Consider the following 22,726-nt stretch of genomic DNA (forward strand, 5'->3'; position numbering starts at 1 on the left):
TTAACATAAAAGGCGTTATTTTTCGACCCTCTTTTTTGTCCTATCCTTTATAGAAATAAAGAATTAAAAAACTTCATTGTACTTTCTAACATGCTTACTGTCTCTAGATATTCTATAGTTCAAAATACTAAATCTTTTGTTTTTTTGGGAGATTGGATTGATGCTAAACAATTAGTGCCACTTCAACTATTCGATCATTATCAATTAGTCAAAGCTTCAAAAGTTCAAATAGAGTACATCAAAAGACAGATTGACTATTTATTGTTAGCAAATGTACCTAATATATGGACAAACAAATTTGAAATAGAAAGAGTCCCTACAAGCAATGGCGTCCTTTATCAGGGTGTTCCTGAAGCAAAGTGGAATTATTATGTGATTGAACACAAAAGAAGGCAAGCCGGAAACTCTTTAAAACTTGCGCTTACGTTATCATCGCTTGATTTAACTGTTTTATTTGAAGTATACTTTGATCAAAATAATGACATTTCAACACGGCATATACCAAATTATTTAATGGATGGCCTTTCAACATTTAATTATACCTATGATACATCAAGCCCTTTTTATTTTTATCAACAAGGGCCTAAAATAATAGATAATAAAGGTATAGAAGAACTCAATTTTATTTATCAGAAATGTATAAATTTTAAACATAAACCAGCTTTTGATTTTATTCAAAAGGCATTAAAGGATTTCTTAGAAGTAAAAAGCATATCTGATAGCTCTGCATTTAAAATATTGTCATATTTCTCTATCCTAGAATTAGTTTTGACTACTAATCAGAATAGAACCCCAGGAGGAGTCTCCTTGACTCATCAACTTCAAAAAAAGATGTCTCTTCTTAATAATCGATTCTCCGAGCCAATTGATTTTCAAAAACATTTTAAAACACCAAATACAGTTAACTGGGATAAACTCATAGAGAAACTCTATGACTATCGAAGTAGTATTGCTCATGGTACACAAGCTGACTTTAGTGACAAATTATCAATGCTTAAAGACAGATATAAGGTGTTAGATTTTGTAAAAGAATTGTGTCGAAAGGTATTACTTCAAGCACTCATTGAACCCCAATTAATTACAGATTTAAAACAGTGCTAGGCTATTTTACCCAAAAGAGCTTTCGATATCAATTTCATTCTGCAACTCCTGAGCTGCATTCATTTCCGAAAGAACAGTATATGCTTTCAATAACTTTGGAAAGTTTCGAGTATTGACATTGATCTCCTGTAGCAAGCTAATCATCTGACCAGTCAGATCTGGAGCTGTTGCTGTTGATTGGTTATTATCTGAAAGTGTACCTGATGCAGAGCCGGCTGTCATGATCCCTCCATCTTCAAATCTACGACTCACAATAGGAGCTCCATTCCGGTAAAGACTACTATGCAACAAAGAATCTACAATCTCCCGATTATTTGCATAGGTATTCCTAGAGAGAATCATATAAGGCTCCCCTCTCTCCCATTCACCCAAGTGTTCCCCTGTCGCTCCATCAATCATTTTGATTCCTCCAATACTATGCAGTTGGCCAGCCGACGGAACACCAGCCGTAGCATTAATTTTACCACCCTTCGCATATTGCAATGGAGTTGATGCTACTTTAGCAATCTGTAATGCACCAATTACATCTGCTGCAATAGCTGAAGGAAACGGAGGAATAGCAGGTTTTGCCATAGCTGCAGTAACGGCAACAGCTGTATTTATGATCGCCTCTCCTAGCTTTACTTGTTTGTCAATTCGTGCCTGGCGTCGTTTGATTTCGGTTGTCTTCTTTTCTATTTCTGCTTCAGCAGCCTGGACTGCAGCATTGTATTGATCCTGATTCAGACGCTTCGCAACTTTAAGGCACTTACCTTTCTGTCTTTGGCAGTTTCAGCTGATTTGATTCCCTTCTGTGCGCTGATACCAGCAAAATCAGATATTGCCTGTAAGCCTCACTATCAATATGTAGTTGGTCGGGCGCATACGTTGAATTAATTAAGGATTTAGGAGGTCATTAGTTATTATTTAACTAAGCCCCGGAATATTGCTGGAGTTGGTCATCTATCTGGATGCAGGCAACAAAAGTTATACAATCATAGGGTAGTGCCCGGATCGATACTATCACATCATTGTTCACATTCATTGCTGGTATGTTTCGCGGAATTGGTAGATTTCGCTTTTAGGCACTAAGTGTCTAGCTCCGGATACAAAGTTGGATTTACAGACAGGCAAAAAAATACAGCCATTACGGACATATCCATAAGGGCCATTTACTTACTTTAAGTAAGTATATATATTCTATATAGTATATTTTCTCAACGTGTGAGAAAATGGGCCATTTTACAGGAAGTAGATTGCACTAAATCAGACAGGGGCTTCTCTGAATGTAATAAAGTAATGTGAGTTCTGAATTATGTTATTTATATAAAGCTTTTATTGTCATGTAATTATCTTTTATTGTAATGATTCCTTTATCTGCACTCTCATCACCATACCAGTTTACCTCCCCATCCAATTTAATACCCCACTGCTCAAAATAGTTTTTGATCAAATAGTGTAACCACTCGATATAGGTATTAAACTTTTCGCCTCCATCCCATACTAAAGCCGTACCGTTTTCATTGGACACCCATTGACACCAGGTACTTGGCATTATTGCCACATCATGTGTTTTATCTGTAAACTCTTTCAAAATGTTTCTTTCTGTTTCAGTCAATGATCTGGAGAAATTAAATTGACCTTCGAACGCTGTTGAATATCCCATGTTGGTTTTACTAGCTAAGTAATAAGTAATACAATAAGGTGTGATACAATATAGCAAAAAGTAGAAAAGAGGAATAATCCGGATATTCAGAAAAGTAATAAGAACTACTAATCGAAAATAGCGAATCAGAGATAGCTGATCAGAGATAGCTAATCAGGGATTCACGTTAAAATAATTATCTTGCTATCCTTATCTATTTTATTTTTCTATGGATACTACACTCGAAAAAGAAAATTGTATGCAATTATTGCAGTCCGGGCAACTGGAAAATATTCAGCTTGGATTAGAAACCGCCCAATCGTTATCTCTTGATATAGGCGAGTTCATAACCGATATGGAAATCCTCTATAAATGGATGACTACCGGCCAGGAACGAAAAGAGTCCACACTGGCAGAAAAGATTTTGCGGGTTTATTCCGGCTGGGAGTATGTGCATCCAAGAGAGGTACTGGATATGAGCAACACAAGCCCCTATGAAATTAAAGAAGTTCCTACACAGATCCGCTATCTGACACATCTGAGAGAATTTATTATCAATGGGCAATTCGTAAAAACGCTTCCCGATGAATTAGCACAATTAACTGGATTGCAGAAAGTTGATTTGTATTTCAATCCGCTTGGTCATTTTCCAAAGGCTATTGGCTCACTAACCCAATTGAAAGAATTGAGGCTGGGCATGACTAAGTTAAAAGAACTGCCAGATGAAATCTGGAATCTAACTCAGTTGGAAACACTGGATCTACATTCGAATCAGCTTACAGAAATATCGCCACAGATTGAACGTTTAGTAAACCTGCAGGATCTGGACTTGAGAGGTAGTAAGTTAGATGAATTTCCAAATATTTGGAATCTGACAAAGCTTGAAACACTGGTTCTGTCACATTGCCAGTTACAGAAGATTCCTACCTTGATTGGAAACCTGGTTAAACTAAAGGTGCTTGATTTGGGTACCAATCAGATTGACAACTGTCCGGCAGAGATAGGAAAATTAACTCAGCTGATAAGTTTGGCTCTTGATACCAATCAATTGACGCAAGTTCCTTTAGAGATAGTGCAGCTAAAAAAACTACAAACATTAGAGTTACAACGTAATCAACTTCAGCACCTGCCCGAACAAATACGGTTACTACCTGAGTTAAAGTATATATACCTAAAGGGAAACCCTATGTCTGAGCAAACCATAGCCCAGATCCGCGAGTGGCTACCTAACTGTAAGGTAGATTTCTAAAGGTTTTGGTGTTTGGAGAGTAGAGCATACGTTTTCCTGAAAATGAAAAATGCTGAAGTTATAAATAAGCGTCTAACTTGGAATGTAACTTAGAATGTAACTTAGAATGTAGCTTGCACCTACCCACATGGGCATTCAATGCAGATTGGTTTTTGAAATTAGCTCGCTGACAGTACTGACAGCTGAGCTGATTAGCTTCAGCTGATTTTGCTTTTGCTGGCTGCTTTTTAGCTGGATTAGCTGAGCGAACCGGATTAGCTAAGTACTTGCTGGCTATATTCTTGACTGTGTTCAGCAAATAGCTCACAGAAGTACCAGAGCAAAGAGGAGCTGAGCGCATAGACCAAAATTTTAGCACCTGTATGGCTCGCTGAAATCAATCACCTGATTAGCTAACAGGTTAATCAAACATGCTTTATTTGCCTGTGTTGAGCAATTTGAAAGCTCAATTACCTATGTATGTTTAGGTCAGTAATCCAAAATAAATCAGACCTATTTAGTTTACCTTTACAGAGATTTAATTCCAGGTAAACTTGTGTCCTTTAAATCTTCCATCTATGATTAGTTATCTTGTATTCTCCGATTTGCCATTAAATCAGAAAGCCGAGCTTACCTGGCAGGGAGGAACTTTTCTGGATTGCCATATTGAGCAAGACCATTCCTTTAGTTTGTATTCCCTGGGGGACTTTTATGTAGAGCTCCGCTATGATCCTCAGGCAAATCAGATCGTTGACCTGATGGCTTTTAAAGACATATCCAGGCTGAGTGCTTATCTGGATAAGATACCTTACCCTTGCCTTGAGTAGCACGATCCAATCAAAGTATTACTAAGATCTAAAAGAAAAATACCGAATCTAGACACCAAATCTACCAACACCTTAAATCTATTTACATATTGACTATCCTCTTACATGTTTTATCCAGAGCGTGATGCTTTGCCTGTATTGGGGTTATAGGTTATTTCACCCACATAGGGCTCAATAAATTGAGTAATTTCAGAGATACGGCTCTTTGTCTGTAGCAATACAAAAAGCTTTATTTCTACCTGTGGATAGGCCTCTCTAAGTTTTAATGCACAAGCGATTGAGGTTCTACCAAGCGTTAACACATCATCTATCAAAGTAATTTGCCTGTGCGTTATCATTTCCGGTTCAACATGTAAGCTCTCCAATTGCGTTTCAATGGATGGCCTTGACTCGGCGCTGTAGCTTCCGGAAGATTTAGGCACAGCTCTGGTTCTTTGTAGACAGGTAGATACCTGACTACCATGTCCAGAAGCTACTAACAGATTTGAGATAATTAAGCCTGGCCACACTGAATCAGGTTGTAATAAAGAACTCCTCGGCACAGGAATAAGCAACGTATCTGCATTCAGAAAAGGGCTAAAGATTGTCATGGTAGCAGCATCAAAGTACACAAAAGCACTGCTAATCGTCTTCTCAGACCCTTTCTTAACTCTTGCACATACGTCTCTGGACTTTACCGAAAGTTCACTGCTACCTCTTGGTGAGTAATTTGCCAGACAGGCATAGGGTAGATTAAAAGACAACTTCTTTCCTTCCTGTTAAACTGGGTATGGCATACAGATAATCTTCCAGATTTTCTCTTGTCAGAATCTGAGCACCATAATTTAACATTTCCTGTGCCCAGGTATTGGCCTTATCCTGGACAACATTTTCTAGTAAATACACTATGCGCCCTAACCTCAACGCTTCCCAACCCTGATGTCTTGTCCCACTGTTTTCTTTTGCTTCAATAATGATGGTTGCATCACTGATTAAAGCCATTGTTCGATTGCGAACAGGAAAGTTCTTTTTTTGAAAGGGGTAGTTTTCAGGAAATTGGGAAATAGCCAGATGATTGGTTTTAATACTTTCCAACAAGGCCGTATTTGACTTTGGGTATACCTGACTTAAGGGTGTTCCCAGGACAGCTATGGTTTTGCCTCCATTCTCGATTGCTGTCCTATGAGCAATGGTATCCACTCCTTCGGCAAGGCCACTCACTACAGTGATTCCATGTTTTACCAAAGCCCTGGTTAAAGATTGTGCTCTTATTATACCTGAAGGGGAAACATTTCTTGATCCTACAACAGAAACTCTGATTCCTTCCAAAAGGAGGTTGATATCTCCTTCACAAAATAATATGTCCGGTGCATTTTTTGCCTCCGAAGTTGTCAATTCTCCAAGCGTTTCCTTTATATTGATTTGTAAAGTCATATAGGTTGTCAGGATTAAAAAGTCACTTCAGATTATTTTCTTCCAGAGTTGATCTTTAGACCAAATATAGTACATTTCCAATGTATCTATCAAGGAAAGTACAGGAAAATTAAGACAAAAGGTTTTCGTTTTGTATACAGCTATACTAACTAGAAACTACTAAGCTCTAGAGGGTTTTTGCCACTTGATCCAAGCCCAAAGATACTATAATTGCATGTAAATATTTTCACTATTGAATTACACCAAAAAAATATTTTAGATCAATACTAACCAAAAACAACTGATTTTCAATTACCTACACTATAAAATTATAACTTTTACTCAGACAGTCTCGCCATTCAAAATTGAACATACTTATGCATTTCACTTCATAAAAATCTTTTTTGTTCTAAATTTACCTGCTTCACTTTTTACTTCATTTTTTAGAAAACCAATTCCTCTAGTGTATTTGGCCTTCTAACAACCAAGCCAATGCAAAGCCAGCTATTTTACATGAGAGCCATACAAATCAAACAACACGATCTTACAGATTGCGGAGCTGCCTGTCTGGCGTCCGTTGCAGCATACTACAAATTGCATTTACCCCTTGCCCGAATCCGTCAGTATGCAGGCACAGATAAGAAAGGAACCAACCTGTCAGGTCTGATGGAGGCTGCCACCAAGCTGGGTTTTCAGGCCAAAGGGGTAAAGGGCAGCTTTGAAAGTCTTACTCAGATACCACTTCCCTGTATTGCTCATGTTGTACTAAAACCAAACACCTCGGCAGAAAAAGAGCAGCTAGTTTCCCATCACTATGTAGTGATTTACCATGTAAGTAAAAACTACATCAGGGTAATGGACCCTATTGATGGAAGACTACATAGAAAATCACATGAAGACTTTAGAAAAGAGTGGACCGGAGTTCTTCTACTTTTATTACCTGACGAAGGAAGATTCAAGCAGGGCAATGAGAAGATTTCGTTCTTTCGACGGTTCTGGACTTTGCTTACTCCTCATAAAACTGTCATGCTCCAGGCACTAGCAGGGGCTATCACTTATACAGTCCTTGGGCTCTCCACCTCGGTTTACATTCAGAAAATAACAGATTCAGTGCTGGTGGAAGGCAATAAAAACCTATTGAACCTGCTAAGTGTGGCAATGATTGTTATTCTGGCTTTTCAGCTTCTGATCAGTTGGTTCAAAAGTATGTTTATGCTCAAAACGGGTCAACAGATTGATGCCCGCCTGATCCTTGGTTACTACAAACATCTGATGAGGCTGCCCCAGACATTTTTTGATACCATGCAGGTAGGTGAAATCATTTCACGGGTCAATGATGCGGTGAAGATACGTGCCTTTATCAATGATGTTGCCTTGAATCTGGTAGTGAATCTGTTCATCGTATTTTTTTCCTTTGCACTAATGTTCACCTATTACTGGAAGCTGGCTTTTATCCTGACGGCAATCATTCCCCTCTATGGGGTTGTCTATTTTATTGCAAACCAAATCAATAAACGGTTGCAGCGGCAATGGATGGAAAGTTCAGCCAATCTGGAAATTCAGCTGGTAGAGTCTTTGAATGCGGCAGCAACCATCAAACGATTCGGGCTGGAAGAGCATGCCAATCTGAAAACAGAAATCCGTTTTGTTCAACTGCTCAGAAATGTTTTCCATTCCGGAAAAAATACATTATTTATTTCAACAGCCGGAGAGTTTCTGTCCCGTTTGTTTACGATTATTCTGCTTTGGACAGGAAGTTACTTTGTGATCGATGGAGAGTTAACACCTGGAGAATTGCTATCATTTTATACCCTGGTTGGGTATTTTACCCTTCCAGCTACCAATTTACTTGCCGCCAACAAGTCTATCCAAGAGGCTGTAATAGCCACAGATCGGCTGTTTGAAATCATGGATCTGGAACGGGAGGAAAATGAGAATAAGGTTGATCTGACACCAGAACTAATAGGAGATATACAATTTAAAAATGTTTCATTTCGGTATGGAACCCGTCAGAAGGTATTTGATAAACTTAGTTTTACCATTCCCAAAGGCAGTATTGTTGCAATTATTGGCGAGAGTGGTTCCGGCAAATCAACCCTTTTATCCTTACTCCAAAACCTGTATCCCCTCAGTGAAGGAAACATTACCCTTGGCCAGTATGATATCCGCTATGTTTCCACCAAAAGCTTGCGCCACATGGTAAGCGTTGTTCCTCAGCAGATTGATCTGTTTAGTACAAGCATACTGGAAAACATTGCTGTTGGAGATCATACACCCAATATGCAGAAAGTGCTCTCCCTTTCGGCACAGTTGGGGATAAGCGAATTCATTGAAAAACTCCCGGGCGGATTTAATGCACTCTTAGGAGAAAATGGCATAAATCTTTCCGGTGGGGAGCGTCAACGGCTGGCTATTGCGCGGGCATTGTATCGCAATCCGGAAATTTTAATTCTGGATGAAGCCACTTCTTCGCTCGATAGTATCTCAGAGCAATATGTCCAAACTACTATTGAGAATTTACGTAAAGAGGGTAAAACTGTTTTAATCATTGCGCACAGACTTTCCACTATCAAAAATGCAGATAAGATCATTGCACTGGAAAATGGACAGGTAATGGCAGAAGGTACCCATGAACAGCTACTTGAACAGGATACTATCTATAGCAAATTATGGCGAGTACAATTTGGCATGTAAAGCAAGTTGGTTTGTAAAGTATATCCGTTAACTGCTTAAAACACTACAAAACCAACTAGAAGATTGTCAATCAGAAAATTGTTACAATGAGTGAGCTTAGATTAGTCCCCACAGAAATTATTACCAACACAACAGAAGCGTATTTGCCTACTGTTTCTGTGAAAAGCCAGATCATTTATCTATCTGTGTTAACCCTGATTCTGCTTTCCATTATAGTACTCCCTTTTGTCAAGGTCGATGTTTCTGTAAAGAGTGCAGGTACCATCCGGACAGCAGCAGAGAAGAATGAACTCAAAGCAATAGTCTCTGGAATTGTAGCCGAGGTTTATGTAAAAGAAAATCAGTCTGTAAAACAAGGACAGGTATTGTTTAGCCTTACCAGTAAAATTGCCGATAGTAAGCTAGCACTGAGCAAGTCCAGCCTTTTAGAAAAAAAACAGTTTATAACCGATCTGAAGCATCTTATCAGTACCCCTCGCACACAATTACTACAACGGATAAAAACACTCTCTCCTGTTTATACCCAGCAATACAACCAGTTCAGATTACAAACCCTTGAAAAGCAGCATATTCTCTCCAAAACCAGAAAAGAACTGGAACGCCACCAGTTACTTTATACCCAAAAAGTGATAGCTCAGGTTGAACTCGAAGAGAAACAATTTGTCTATACCCAAGCCCTCAATGAGTATAATACGCTCATTGAGACGCAACTTTCACTCTGGCAGGGACAACTTAATGCTTATCAGCTGGAAATAGATGCATTAGAGGCGCAGAGACAGCAACTCTTTGCTGAAAAAGAATTATATACCATCAAATCACCAATTGCAGGCACAGTACAGCAGCTAAGTGGTAAATATGTTGGCAGTTTTATTGAGGAGGGGGAAATGCTGGGAATTATCTCGCCGGATTCCAACCTGATCGCAGAGTGTTATCTTCCTCCTGAAGATATTGGACTCGTGAAAGAAGGGATGAAAGTCAATCTTCAAATAGATGCCTTTAATTACAATGACTGGGGACTGATTTCGGGGAAGATCATTGACATTGGGAATGACTTTACCCTGATCAACAACAAACCTGTTTTTAAAGTGAAGTGCAAATTGGATAAGCAAACACTTTCTCTCAAAAACGGATATATGGCGTATTTAAAGAAAGGAATGACACTACATGCCCGTTTTGTGGTTACCCAACGCAGTTTATTTCAATTATTGTATGATACAACTGATGATTGGTTAAATCCACTTATTATAAAGTGATCATAGCCATTAAAATATTTAAAACATTTATGGATTTAGTTTCTTCAGATTTCTTTGTTCTTAGAACCCCCATCTTTCCTTATAAGCTACTTGATAAATTAAAGCTAAATGACATAAGACAGGATTCACGTTTTCTTGATGCACTTTATAGTGCTTCTTCAAAGCTTCCACTTGAAGAACTTAATAATGGCAAACTTGATGAGAAGAAGAAAAGAAGATTGATTATAACAATAGGTAAATATTTACTACGGGCTCATACTCGTTCTACCCCTTTTGGACTATTTGCTACTATATCTTTAGGCCATATCGGTGATTCTACTTCATTAAAGTTGCAAGGAATTAATTCTGTTCAAACCAAAACCCGATTAGATAGTGAATTTATTACCTATTTATCAGAAGATTTACTAAAAGAGCCTACTGTCAGACAGCAAATACGTTATTGGTTAAATTCTTCTGTTGTGAAAGTTTCGTCAGTCTATCAGTATATAGAATACCGCATAGAAAATGGCATTAAAAGGTTTTTTCTTTCAGAAATTGAAGCAATAGAAGCATTAGACTACATTGTAACTATTCTTAACCAACAACCTGGATTCCACTATAGAGATTTGTTAAAAAAGATATGCAAACAATTAAATACCTCAACACAGGAGGAGGAAGCTTCTGAATTTATTGATAGCTTAATTGCAAGTAAATTCTTACTATCTGAACTGGAATTATTTCCTTTTCCAGTACAAGGCCAAGATAAGGCGGAACAACTAGTCCAAATTTTAAAAACAGAAAATAATCGGTGGAGCCCAATCTTAGAAAATCTTTTAGAGGTGGCCAATCGGGCAGATCAGAATCGCATAGGGGATAAAAGAAAATTCTATTTTGAAATAAACAAGCAAATAGAAAAGGCAGAATTACTTACAGTAAAGACAATAAATGATTTTTACCAGGTTGATAGCTTTCGACCTTTAAAAGGTCATCTTACAAGCAAAATCGCTCAAGAATTAAAGGATACTATTGAGTTTCTTTCTTATCTACCCAGACCTGTAAATAAGCAGTTTGAGAAATTTAAAGAAGTTTTTGCAAACTTGTATGAGGAGGCAGAGGTACCGTTGCTTCAAGTGTTGAACACAGAAACAGGATTGGGATATCCAATCAACTCACATCAAATCGAAAGCTCATTTATTGAAGGGTTGTTTGAAACAGACAATGATAGAAGAACAGATTGGCATTCATGGAACAATCATCTTTTAAACTTATATACCAAAGCTATTCAGAAAGGACAACTTGAAATAAACCTTACTAATAAAGATATTGAGTCGATTGAGAAACAAAAAAATATTGCTGCTTCCTTATTTTCGGTAATAACAATTCTTGCAAGTACCCAAGAAGACATAGACAGTGGCAACTATCAACTCTTACATCACCTAACAACAGGTCCATCCTCTAGTCGTTGGCTTGGTCGATTTTGCCATCTTGATGAAAATCTTACTATACTTCTTAGGGAAGCACTTGAAAAGGAACAAGAATTCTATCCAGATTGTGTGTTAGCCGAAATTGCCCATATTTCACAACCACGTAGTGGAAATGTCATTTATCGTCCCCCTTTACGTCCATATTATATACCATTACTTTCTCCTTCATTAGAATGTGACTCGGAACCCATCACGTTGGATGATATTTATATAAGCTGTATTGCAAATGAATTAATTCTACGAAGCAAACGATTAAACAAAAGAATCCTTCCACGATTAAGTTCCGCTCATGATGCACAAAAATACTCTCTCCCATTATATAAATTACTTGTAGATATTCAAGATCAGGAAATGGGAACACTTAGTTTTACATGGGGTCCTATGGCAAAAGACCAACCTTTTCTTCCTAGAGTAACTTTTGGAAAGACTATTCTCTCCCCATCTATATGGCAATTAACCAATGACCAACAGATACATTTAAGTACGTTAGAGGAAAACAGTTTTATAGAAGAATTTACTAAAATAAGTTGGGAACTTAACCTTCCTGAAATAGTACTTATTGGTGAAGGAGATAACAGACTCCCCATTAGCATTGCCAGCATTGCTAAGGATGCTGTTACCAGAGCAATTTTGATGCAGTGGATTCAAACAACGAAAGACAGAATTTTACTAGAAGACTTGTCAATAAATTCTAAATGGGTTTCTTCACCAGAAGGGAAACATTCCCATGAGATAATCATTCCATTTTATAATAGGGCTCCAGAACCTAAACGGCTTCTCAAACTTGACATGAATGCAGTCATATCTCAAAAACGTCGTTTTGGTTTCGGATCGGAATGGATATATTTTAAAATATATGCAGGAATACAGGCAACAGAGAAGATATTACTTAATGTATTACCCAAATGGATCCAATCTATTGAGCAAAGAGGATTGATACAGAAATGGTTTTTTGTTAGATATCAGGATGATAAGGGACACCATCTCAGGATCCGCTTTTTTGGAACCGACAACTTTTATTTAACAGTAAGTCAGGAATTACATACTCTTCTTAATCCTTTCCTAGAAAGCAATCAAATTCAGAACATTGTAATAGATACTTATCAGCGTGAAATTGAAAGGTATGGTGCAGAGCTGATCGAAGTCACAGAAACTTTGTTTTATTATGATAGTAGAACAGTAATGAATCTACTTGGTAACATTGATGAGGATTCCAAAGAAAATAGCCGAATCTTAATTGCATTTTTGCTTGTGGATAGCTTCATGAGTGCGTTTGGGTTAAGCCTTCTAGAAAAGTATCAGATGATGAATTGGCAACAATCTACATTGAAGAAAATATTTAAAATTCACAAGTCCACTCAACTCAAAAAACTTAGTGATAAATACCAAAAGTCTAAATCTCTTCTCTTTTTTCTAGAAAAGCCAATAAATAGTGAGTCAAATGATATAAGTCAGATTCGAAAAATTATAGATATACATTGGTCAAAGTGTATAAATGTAATAACAATACTTAGTAAGGACAATGACCAAGCTGCTCCGATCAAAAGCAGGTTAGCCGCATATTTACATATGAGCCTTAATAGATTATTCACCACTAATTCGAATCATCATGAATTAGTAATTTATTATTGCCTATGCAAACACTATGAGTCAAAAATTAAGCAAATCAAGAACTAAAGGTTGGCTATCTTAGAGTGCCTGCTTTTTTTATGATATACTGAATCCAGTCCTGCGTTTGCTCAGGAATCTTAAGAAAGGGAATGATCTTTACAGGATCAAGAGTAGAATCTACATTCTTATAATTGCCATTCCGGGTAATTGGATACATAATCTGATAGATAGGACAGGGTAAATTAACTGATACCGCATCTAAATTATCAATAGCACCAGCAGAAGGTTGCCCACAGGTGATTACTTTACTACTCTGTTGCGCCAGTTCAGCAAACATCTCTGCTGCACTAGCTGTTCCTTTGTCAATTAAGACAAAAACCCGTTGAGGGAATCGACTTTTTGGAATAGCAGCAATACTATCTGTTTGCCAGTAAAGCTGATCGGGATGAGATTTCATATCAGAAATTAGCTTTGTAACCAGATTGATCTCATAGGGTGTTACATCTGGGTATGTTTTCAGTATATCTATAATTTTTGAATATGCGTTAACATTAGTTAAAGTAGCAAGAGTGCCCGCGCCTTTCATTACTACTTCACCATCTGAAACCAGAGTAAGAAGCTTTGGAAAAGTGGCGATCCCACCACCTCCATTTTGTCGCAAATCGATAATTAAATTCTTCACTGAAAACAATTGATTTTTATATCGAGAGAAGACAGAATCAATTGGTTCAACCAAGCCAAACGAGTTAATATCTAACAAATTCCAGTCAGCAGAAAGAGACTTAAATGAAATAATAGGTTCTTCTTTAAAAGGCTTTTCTTGATCGGATTGCTTTTGCCAGTTAAATGAAATCTCGGAACCTTGAAGGCTCACAAGTTGATTTTGAGCAAAATGATATTTGATTTTTCTGGGTAAATGGTCTCTCGAATACAATATACCTTCATAGATTGAAGGGCTTCTGCGAGTAAGCTTCACTTTGATCTGTCCAGGTTTCCAGAAGGCTGTGTCAGCAAAAAGTATCAAACCAATAAAGGAATCTTTAGACCCTTTTTCCCGAGATATAGATATCTGATAAGCCCCAGAAGTATTATTCCATTTGCCTTCAATCGGGTCATTCCTTGTACTCTCATTTTTTTCAGATATTTCAATACTCTGATTTGGTGCAAAATTTAGAACCTGAGAAGCATTTTTGCGATTCAACGAAATAAGAAAATGTCCATCTTTAAAAAAAGACACCCATGAATCCAAAAGGTTTAAACATGCGAATGGATTAGTGATATTCTTGCTAGTTCTTTGCAGACTGTCCTGAAAGGAAATAAATAGATTTTTGTTGCCAGAATGTATTTTATATTTAAACCCAATATAATTTGTTTTAGTATGTTCAATGAGCGCATTTAATGTTGATTCACAAGAACATGAGCTTTGGGCTTTGCCTTCCCAATTGCTTAATAACAATATTATAAGAATAACAGAAAAGTGTAATCGAATCATTTGATGAGTGATAAATATGTATTGGAAATTCAAGTATCATACAAGTATCCGAGGTCTACTTATATAATATTAGTCTATACAATTTTTAATTTTGATCAAATATTATTAATCTTATATATGGTAATTTCTCTAAAACAGGAAGTGGTACAAAATATATTTTGTACCACTTCCTGTTTTAGAGAATCTTTCTATTTTTAATACTCGTTATTATACCATCTTTCTTAAATGGAAAGATATTCTTTCAAATACTAATACCAGTTGTACAGGCAGTGATTGTCGTTCCACAATTACGACCACCAGAACCTCCGTTTATTTGTTTAGTTTCCAGTTCAGTTAACGGTGTCAGGCTACTCAATGTCTTCTTTTTAAGATTGAAGTGGGTTGAAGGATTTTTTTTGCTTTTCATAAATAAATGCTGGTAAATTAATTAAAATTACAACTGCATAAAAATAGGAAAATCATTCAAAATGACAAGATATTTTAACCTAATTAAAATGAACAATGAATGTAGAAAAAATATTGAATTACAAAATAACACTACCTCTGATACTCTGGTTGGTATATGTTTTTTGTGGTGCGTTAAATTTGTATATAGTCAGTCGGGCCGACAAAATCGTATTCTTAGATCCGCTAATCTATTTCATCTATCTTTCAGGTGTATTTTATATAGCCGCCTGTGTGATCTATCCGATTTGGCAAACAAAATATAGTAGAATTATAAAAATAGTATTCATACTATTTTCTGAAATAGGAGTACTTCTATTGTTAACACTTATGGATTTTATACTCGATTATGTTCTACCAATCCATAACTCTGAAATTCCTCCTCCAGAATGGAAATTATCCTGGATTTTTAACTTCATAATAACTGGACATGTCTGGCATACAATTCAATATTCCATCTTTGGTTTTTTATATGCATATGCAAAATTCATCAATAAAAATAGAACAGAGCAACTTATAAAAACAGAGCGGGAAAAATATGTATTGGAAACATCCTTTCTGCGTTCTCAATTCCATCCTCACTTCGTATTCAATGTGATCAATAGCATGTATAATCTGGCAAGAAAAAAAACAGACACACTACCAGTAGTCATTCAAAAATTTGCAGATTTGATGCGACATTCCTATGAATACAGAGAAGCTACAATCCCAATAGAGCAGGAGATTCAACATATAACAAACTATCTTTCTATTGTCCAGTTTCAATATAATCATACCCTTCAATATGATATCTCATTCGCAGGAGACAAACAACTCAAAGTTATTCCTTCCGTTCTGATAACCTATGTGGAAAATGCGGTAAAACACGGATACCTGTTAGATCAAAATAACCCTTTAACTGTTGCTATTACTGCGGAAAGTAATCGCTTACAGATCAGTATTTCTAATCCGGTCAAATCCAGTCCAATCACTTCTACAGTTGAAAAAGTTTCTACAGGTATTGGCCTAAAAAATGCGCAAAGACGTTTAGAAATCCACTATGGTAACAGACAAACGCTAAAAACAACCAATCAGAACAATTACTATAAGGTAGATATTCATATCAATAATCCAGCACTGATAGATTCACTTATCCAGGATTAGAACAGAAGAGTATGATGTACACAAAATATCTTCCGTTTTTATAGCTATAGAGGCTTTTTTTATGATATAGCTTAATTATTCAAAAACTATTCTATATGGTTATCGTTAAAGTAACATAAACAAACCATACAATTCTTTTATTCCGATGCAACCCTCAAGGCAAAAAATCAAATGTGTTATAGTAGATGATACTCCCATTCAGTTGGAAATCTTAACAGAAGACCTTCAAAAGATACCCCAGATTGAAATCCTTTTAGCCACTACAGATCCTGTAGAAGCCTATAGCTTCTTGATGGATAATCAGGTAGATGTTGCCTTTTTAGATATACATATGCCAGTGCTGACAGGAATGGATATTATTGAACAATTTGGCAACACCATTAACTTTATTGTCATCACTGCCTATGATGATTATGGGCTGAAAACTCATAAGTATCATGGTTCTATCGATTTTTTGTTAAAGCCTGTGAGCATGGACAGTTTACTGAATGCTGTAACAAAACTGTCCAAACGGCTTGAGGAGCAAAACGCCTTAAAAAATGCAACAAGACCCTGGGATCATAAACTAGAGGAAACGTATAAGAATTTTAGAAGTCTGTATAGCTTAACAGATCGGGAAGAACAGATCACCAAACTTTTAACAGACGGATTATCGAACAAACAGATTGCAGATAAAATTTTTCTGGCAGAAAGCACAGTGGCTAAACACATTCAGAATATTTACAAGAAATCCTCTGTCAAATCCAAGTTCGAATTGATCCACAAAATCAGTCAGTTAAACTCCTGACCGGCTACATTTAGAAAATCGTATTGGCTTAGAAACTCACTTTAAATTAGCTTCTTCTACAACGCTTATCTACTAGCATAAAGCGGTGTTCTGATCAAAAAGCCTAAAATTCAGTACTAAAATACTCAATTTTGAGTATTTTTTTTTGCTTCACTTAGCAAGACCTTCGTCATAGAAACTTAAACGTTACTTCTATGCAAGATCATCATCCTATACAAGATCATCCTATAGCACGAGCTGTTCCACAAACACAAAACAAGAAAGCAGAGAATAGCATCGTAGAGACTGCTCCAAACCACTTCCTTAATGAGTATGCGCAAAGTCTGGTATTAGCTCTTGCGTGTTACTATGATCTATTGGATGAAAAACTGCGAAAAGATCTCTTCATCAGAGGTATGCTCTGTAGTCCGCTTGAAGATCTGATTGATAGTCTTTGCCTCCATGAGCCATGTGCGCTACTGCTTACCCAGATAAAGCTTGAAAAAGTTGATATTGATGAAATTCCAACAAGTAAGATTTTAGATACCATCCGGCTGAGAGCCATTACTCTATTGCCTTAATCCTGTCCTGCCAAAATCTTGTCTTGCCCAATTGTCATTTTTACTTCCTATTTCAAATGACTTATCAAGTTATCAACCATTAGGTATTTCACCTATTGAATTCCTATACGATTCGCATAAACTCTATATCATTTTTTATTCACCGTTAATGCTTACTTATATGCTTGCCAACCTTTTTCAATCTTCTTTACCTGAAAATTTAACACAGACTGGTCTAAAGACTCACATACCCTACTCCAACAAGTACCTATGGGGATTTGTATTTCTGTTTTTATCTCAGACAGTCTCTGCTCAGCAAACTGTTGGCGGTCTTACCCAGATTGTCGAGCAAATTAAACTCGTTGCCAATGTTCTTTTTATTGGGGCTATTGTCTGGGCAGCAGTCCGTACGGTACTCGCCTTTGCCGGAGGGAGTCCCAATGCCATGGGAAATGCCATGCAAACGATTCTGATCGCCATCTTCTGGTTTGGCTTTAACTACTTTGTTGAAGATATCGCTTCCTCACTGGGTGGAGCTGGGGCAGGTGATTATAACCGATGATCTACCCTTGTTAATCACACTCTATTAATTTATCCATAGTGATAGATCTTTATTAGCTACTCTGACTTATACAAACCCTGATTATGATAACAAGACGCTATCTGGAAAAAGAGTCTACTGTTCTGGGTCTTCCCATGCTGCAGGTAGGCATGCTGATTATGCTCACTGTGGTGCTGATCATCTTTTCGACCTTTCTGAAATTGATGGCACCTGGCTTTAAGTGGTTCAATCATGCGACTGTGATCATTGTTACATCTGCTTATTTTGGACTCAAGTATGCTTCCCGTCAGAAGCATCCGAGCTTTATTACTTCGTATCTGAGCTATCGCTTTCAGCAAAAGTCCAAACGGTTTTCTCCAACAGCGGACTCGGTGTTAAATGCAGAGTCCATACTGCTGGCTTTTCATCGCAATCAGGCACTTCTGAAAAAAGACACAAGCAACTGGACACAGGGTAACTCTTTGCAAAGAAAAACGATAAGAAAAGAAGCTGACAATCCAGCGAAGAATGAAACCAAGTGGACAGATGCTGCCAGAGACTATTCCGATAGGGAAGTAAGTCTGAATGAATACGGGCAATGACCACTCTCAAAGTGGTCATTGCTTTTTGGGGAGGTCAGTATTTTTCCTTTCCTATCAATCCCTTACACCATCTAACTACTACCATTTCTATGTTTTCCCCAAAAGAAAAACCATTGGATGATGCCCTTCCCATCTTTGAAATCGAGGATGGAATCATTGTCTATAAAGACGGACGGGTAGCAGTCGGCTTTGAACTTGACGTGCTGGAAATGGAAAAGTTTCCTGCTTCGCGCTATGAGCATCTGTCTGATGTGTTCACAGGAGCAATCAAGATTCTGCCCGCCGGTTGCTCGGTCCAGAAGCTGGACTACTATTACTTTGAGCCCTTCCAGGCTGCGACAGCCGATAAAGGCTTTTTTGAGAAAAACATGATCCATCACTTTTACAACCGGCAGTCTCTTTCTCACAAATCATATCTGTTTGTCTCACTCGGAGAGCCGTCCCAGCCTCCTTCCAATCCGGTCAATACCCTGTTTGCCTTTGGCAAAGCGTTTCTGAACAGCTCTCCTTTCAAAGGGATTGAGGAAAGAATGCTGGTGTTAAACCGGGTAGGTCGTGAATTTGCCTCCAGCCTCGCCCTAGAAGGGATCAGAATCAAGCTGCTTTCCAATGAGGATCTTAAATGTGTCTGCCGGATGTATTTTAACCTCGAATTCAGCCCCGTACCTCAGAGCCTGGAAAGACCGTTAAAGGTAGCAGAAAATTACTGTGTACTCGGGGAGAAAAAGGTAAATGTGATCTCGCTGCAAAACCAGCCGGGACAGATCTTCCCTTCGGTGTATAATTACACGGGAGTCGCTTCACCTTTTGTTTATCCGCTGACACATTACCTGCAACTGCCCCATATTCTTTCTGTTACAATCACGGTCAGCGATACGGACAAAACGCTTAAAAAGCTCGACGATGAAAACAAGCGCAACCGTTTTTTAGACTTTCTTACCACACAGGACAATATCAAAAAAACGGAAGAGATTACCGACTTTACCCATGAGATCCGGACTTATAACAAAAACACAGTCGAAACATCTGTTTGTGTGATTGTCTGGGAAACAGACGATACCATCCGGGGTGAATACTGTCAGGGGGTGGCGAAGGCTTTTCAGATGATGGGAGGTGCTACAGCCCTGATTGAAACGGTTGATTCGGCAAATCTGTATGTTTCCAGCTCTCCGGGAAACAGCTACCATAATTACCGCAAGCTCCTGATGAGTGGAGACAATGCTTCGATGTATATGAATCTGATCACTAACTACAATCATCTGACCAAAGGAGATGAAATCCTGTGTGACAGGTTCCGCAATCCGCTCCGGGTAAAGCTGTTCAATACCGATCTGAACAATCAGAACCAGCTCACCATCGGTCCCTCCGGATCAGGTAAGTCCTATACGATGGGAAATCTGATCACGCAACGTTTTGAGCTCGGGCACAGCCAGATTATCATTGATGTAGGAGGAACGTATCTTTCGCTGATTTCTGCCCTGGATGGAAAATACTTTGAGTATGACCCGGAGGCTCCACTAAACCTGAATCCCTTCATTGTTGACCGGGTCAGAGCTGATCAGCTGGAAGATAAATCGCATCAGGGATATGAGCCCTATAAGCTTTCCGGAGATAAAATTAACTATCTGACAGCGCTTTTATCAGTCATCTGGAAAGGGTCAAAAGGGGATATCTCCCAGGCGGAACGGGCTATTTTCACCAAACTACTGCCCCTGTATTATGGGCATTACAATCAGGAGCTGCTGGAAAACCCGGCCAAAGAAGCTCCAAGCATCAAAGGGTTTTACCATTGGGTGGAAACCTTTGAACGGGAAGGGTCAGCTGACTATCTGCGGCTGAAGAATTCGTTTGACTTTAATGAATTTCTGGTGGTATTAGAGCCTTATGCCATTGGCAACTATGCCGATGTGTTAAACTCTTCTTCGCACGCAGATGTATCCGATCACCGGCTGATCTGTTTTGATATGGCCAAGATCAAAAAGAATCCGATGCTCTACCATGTGATTGCCCTTTTGATCACAGAGCTCGCCCTGGATGTAATCCGCAAGTATCCCGAGCAAAGAAAGTATTTCTACATGGATGAAGCCTGGTCAATGCTTTCAGACGGCATGGGGAATTTTGTCGAATCGATGTACCGCACAGTGAGGAAAAACAACGGGTCGATGTGTATCATCACCCAGGGGATTTCAGAGATTGTTAGTTCCAAAATCGGCCCGGCTATTTTGCAGAATGCAGCTACCTATGTGATTCTCAATCACAGTGATCAGACTGAAATCACCAAACTGGCCTCTCACCTGGGCCTGACCTCGCATGAAGTCGAGCTGATCCGTTCGATTCGGAAAAACGATGCAGAAGGCTGGCGGGAGCTGTTTATCAAACAGGGGGATTTTGCCAAAATCTATCTGATGGAAGTCTCTGTTAAGATCGACGCCATCCTGACCTCCAAGCCCGAAGAAAGGGATTATTTGCGAAGACTTCAAAAGCAGTTCAAGGGCAACATTCATTATGCGATCAATGAATATGTAGCCTGGAAAAAGGCTGGAAAACCCACTCCAAAAAAGCAGGAAATGAGGGAAAAACACGTAAATGAGCTGAATGTTGCTACACCACTAACTACTATACCATCAACTGCTGCAATATCAACGGCTACAATATCAACGGCTACAACAACTATGACAGAATCAAACCCACTTACAGGCAAAAGTAAAGAAGAAATCCGATGAACAACTGGGGACACATCAATCAGGCATTTTTAGACCTGGTCTTACTGCTTATGAATACAGTGCGTCAGAACTGTCTGTTTCTGGTACCCGCTTTTTTAGTGGCATCGCTTATCGTAGCCATCATGCGGGCCGTGTTTTCTTCCGGGCCTATGGTTGTCAATGGCGATTTTATGCTGCGGGGCATTATCATCTGGTGTATCCTTTTTAACTATGTCGAGCTGCTGGACCTAATCTCGGGTGGCATTGAAGGATTTCGCAATCTGATCCCGCAACCCGCCTCCATCCTGGAAGATCTGAATCAGTTTTCCAACCGGGCGCTGGCGATGAAAAAAGATGCAGACAATCCGAATATGTCAACCGGAGACAAAATAGCCGAGTATGCCAAAGGGATTTTTGATATCCAGTTTGGCATTACTTACTTTATCCGCTCAGCTATTGAAGAGGGAATTACGATGGTAATCCGCATTGCCCTTGAAAAAATACGGGCGATGCTGCTTGCCTTTCTGACTGTGGCAGGACCGTTATCACTGGCCATCTCAGTTTTTCCGGGCATGGAAAAAGTAGCCTCCCACTGGTTTCGGGGCTGGTTCTCGGTACACATGTGGTCTGTGACCCTGCGCATTCTGGATGCAATCATTCACAACTACAACCAGGCTGTGTTTTCTACCCTGTGGGAAAACGATCCATGGATGGTTGATTCGCTTATTGTGAACCTGGTTTGCATGCTGATGTATCTGATGGTACCGACCCTGACAGCTTACTTTATCGGACAGACCCTAACTGGTGGCTTTCTATCCAAACTGGCAGGAACGGCCAGTGCTGTACTAGGTGCTGCTTCCAGTATGGCCTCTTTTGGAGCAGGTGCAGCCAAAATAGGGGCAGGTACAGCCAAAGGAGCGAGCGCCGGAGGCGCTATGAATCTGGGCACTATCGGAGTTCCTCCTTCCGGAGGGGGTGGCTCGCCTGTTCTTACAGGGGGTGCCACTGCCAATCAGCTTAACTATGGAAATAGCCCGGCGGGCTTGTTAGGGGGCGGCTCACCTTCCCCTTTGCCCGGTGGAGGTGGTGGTTTTCCTCCCATGCTGTCTGGAGGTAACACCGCTATTCCCATCAGGCAGAAATCCCCTGCTCCCCAGCCCCGCATTAACACCTATTCACAATCAAACAGCAAGGTGGAATATACGCCTTATGAACTGGTGTAAGAATACAATGTAGAATAAGAATACGATGTAGAAAAGGCGGTAAGCATCCAAACATATGTA

The 22,726-nt window shown here is 38.9% G+C and carries 19 protein-coding genes; 13 read left to right on the top strand and 6 right to left on the bottom strand.

Annotation, left to right across the window (positions count from 1 at the left end; all coding sequences use genetic code 11):
- Positions 1-90: 90 nt before the first annotated feature.
- Positions 91-1,101, top strand: coding sequence for a HEPN domain-containing protein (locus QNI22_RS31285; RefSeq protein WP_314517068.1), 1,011 nt, complete (start codon positions 91-93; stop codon positions 1,099-1,101).
- Positions 1,102-1,107: 6 nt separating this feature from the next.
- On the opposite strand, the gene QNI22_RS31290 is transcribed toward QNI22_RS31285, so the two are convergent.
- A complete protein-coding gene (locus QNI22_RS31290; protein WP_314517070.1) occupies positions 1,108-1,674 on the bottom strand; it encodes a hypothetical protein in 567 nt (188 codons plus the stop codon).
- Positions 1,675-2,398: 724 nt separating this feature from the next.
- Positions 2,399-2,746, bottom strand: coding sequence for a hypothetical protein (locus QNI22_RS31295; protein ID WP_314517071.1), 348 nt, complete (start codon positions 2,744-2,746; stop codon positions 2,399-2,401).
- A gap of 208 nt (positions 2,747-2,954) precedes the next feature.
- On the opposite strand from QNI22_RS31295, the gene QNI22_RS31300 reads away from it, so the two are divergent.
- Positions 2,955-3,974 (top strand): leucine-rich repeat domain-containing protein, encoded by a 1,020-nt coding sequence (locus tag QNI22_RS31300; protein WP_314517073.1) that lies wholly within the window; start codon positions 2,955-2,957, stop codon positions 3,972-3,974.
- 557 nt (positions 3,975-4,531) lie between these two features.
- The gene (locus tag QNI22_RS31305; protein ID WP_314517074.1) at positions 4,532-4,780 is read left to right on the top strand and encodes a hypothetical protein; all 249 of its coding nucleotides are present in this window, start codon (positions 4,532-4,534) and stop codon (positions 4,778-4,780) included.
- A 110-nt stretch (positions 4,781-4,890) separates the two neighbouring features.
- On the opposite strand, the gene QNI22_RS31310 is transcribed toward QNI22_RS31305, so the two are convergent.
- Together QNI22_RS31310 and QNI22_RS31315 are read right to left on the bottom strand one after the other, a co-directional pair.
- Positions 4,891-5,523, bottom strand: coding sequence for a phosphoribosyltransferase (locus QNI22_RS31310; protein WP_314517076.1), 633 nt, complete (start codon positions 5,521-5,523; stop codon positions 4,891-4,893).
- Positions 5,513-6,193 carry a DNA-processing protein DprA gene (locus QNI22_RS31315; RefSeq protein ID WP_314517078.1) on the bottom strand — a complete coding sequence of 227 codons (681 nt, stop codon included), beginning with the start codon at positions 6,191-6,193 and terminating at the stop codon, positions 5,513-5,515. The genes QNI22_RS31310 and QNI22_RS31315 overlap by 11 nt, the downstream gene beginning before the upstream one ends.
- A gap of 492 nt (positions 6,194-6,685) precedes the next feature.
- On the opposite strand from QNI22_RS31315, the gene QNI22_RS31320 reads away from it, so the two are divergent.
- From QNI22_RS31320 to QNI22_RS31330, 3 genes are all read left to right on the top strand, one after another.
- Positions 6,686-8,866, top strand: coding sequence for a peptidase domain-containing ABC transporter (locus tag QNI22_RS31320; RefSeq protein ID WP_314517080.1), 2,181 nt, complete (start codon positions 6,686-6,688; stop codon positions 8,864-8,866).
- An 86-nt stretch (positions 8,867-8,952) separates the two neighbouring features.
- Complete coding sequence (locus tag QNI22_RS31325; protein WP_314517082.1) at positions 8,953-10,119, top strand: HlyD family secretion protein; 1,167 nt, start codon at positions 8,953-8,955, stop codon at positions 10,117-10,119.
- 29 nt (positions 10,120-10,148) lie between these two features.
- Positions 10,149-13,259 (top strand): lantibiotic dehydratase, encoded by a 3,111-nt coding sequence (locus tag QNI22_RS31330; protein ID WP_314517085.1) that lies wholly within the window; start codon positions 10,149-10,151, stop codon positions 13,257-13,259.
- A 7-nt stretch (positions 13,260-13,266) separates the two neighbouring features.
- On the opposite strand, the gene QNI22_RS31335 is transcribed toward QNI22_RS31330, so the two are convergent.
- Together QNI22_RS31335 and QNI22_RS31340 are read right to left on the bottom strand one after the other, a co-directional pair.
- Positions 13,267-14,430 carry a S41 family peptidase gene (locus QNI22_RS31335; RefSeq protein ID WP_314517087.1) on the bottom strand — a complete coding sequence of 388 codons (1,164 nt, stop codon included), beginning with the start codon at positions 14,428-14,430 and terminating at the stop codon, positions 13,267-13,269.
- Between the two features lie 496 nt (positions 14,431-14,926).
- Complete coding sequence (locus tag QNI22_RS31340; protein ID WP_314517089.1) at positions 14,927-15,091, bottom strand: hypothetical protein; 165 nt, start codon at positions 15,089-15,091, stop codon at positions 14,927-14,929.
- Between the two features lie 368 nt (positions 15,092-15,459).
- Between QNI22_RS31340 and QNI22_RS31345 the strand changes: the two genes are divergently transcribed.
- The 7 genes from QNI22_RS31345 (at position 15,460) to QNI22_RS31375 (ending at position 22,666) form a co-directional block, all read left to right on the top strand.
- The gene (locus QNI22_RS31345) at positions 15,460-16,272 is read left to right on the top strand and encodes a sensor histidine kinase (RefSeq protein ID WP_314517092.1); all 813 of its coding nucleotides are present in this window, start codon (positions 15,460-15,462) and stop codon (positions 16,270-16,272) included.
- A 145-nt stretch (positions 16,273-16,417) separates the two neighbouring features.
- Complete coding sequence (locus QNI22_RS31350) at positions 16,418-17,059, top strand: LuxR C-terminal-related transcriptional regulator (protein WP_314517095.1); 642 nt, start codon at positions 16,418-16,420, stop codon at positions 17,057-17,059.
- A gap of 194 nt (positions 17,060-17,253) precedes the next feature.
- Entirely contained in the window at positions 17,254-17,619 is a 366-nt protein-coding gene (locus QNI22_RS31355) for a hypothetical protein (protein ID WP_314517097.1), read from the top strand.
- Between the two features lie 160 nt (positions 17,620-17,779).
- Positions 17,780-18,160: a hypothetical protein gene (locus tag QNI22_RS31360; RefSeq protein WP_314517098.1), complete on the top strand. Its 381-nt coding sequence runs from the start codon at positions 17,780-17,782 to the stop codon at positions 18,158-18,160.
- A gap of 83 nt (positions 18,161-18,243) precedes the next feature.
- Entirely contained in the window at positions 18,244-18,741 is a 498-nt protein-coding gene (locus tag QNI22_RS31365) for a hypothetical protein (protein ID WP_314517101.1), read from the top strand.
- A 368-nt stretch (positions 18,742-19,109) separates the two neighbouring features.
- Positions 19,110-21,464, top strand: a complete 2,355-nt coding sequence (locus QNI22_RS31370; RefSeq protein WP_314517103.1) for a VirB4 family type IV secretion system protein — start codon at positions 19,110-19,112, stop codon at positions 21,462-21,464.
- A complete protein-coding gene (locus QNI22_RS31375) occupies positions 21,461-22,666 on the top strand; it encodes a TraJ family protein (RefSeq protein WP_314517106.1) in 1,206 nt (401 codons plus the stop codon). The genes QNI22_RS31370 and QNI22_RS31375 overlap by 4 nt, the downstream gene beginning before the upstream one ends.
- The last annotated feature ends 60 nt before the right edge of the window (positions 22,667-22,726 follow it).

Origin of the sequence: Xanthocytophaga agilis, from assembly GCF_030068605.1 — a bacterium.
Classification (GTDB): Bacteria; Bacteroidota; Bacteroidia; order Cytophagales; family 172606-1; genus Xanthocytophaga; species Xanthocytophaga agilis.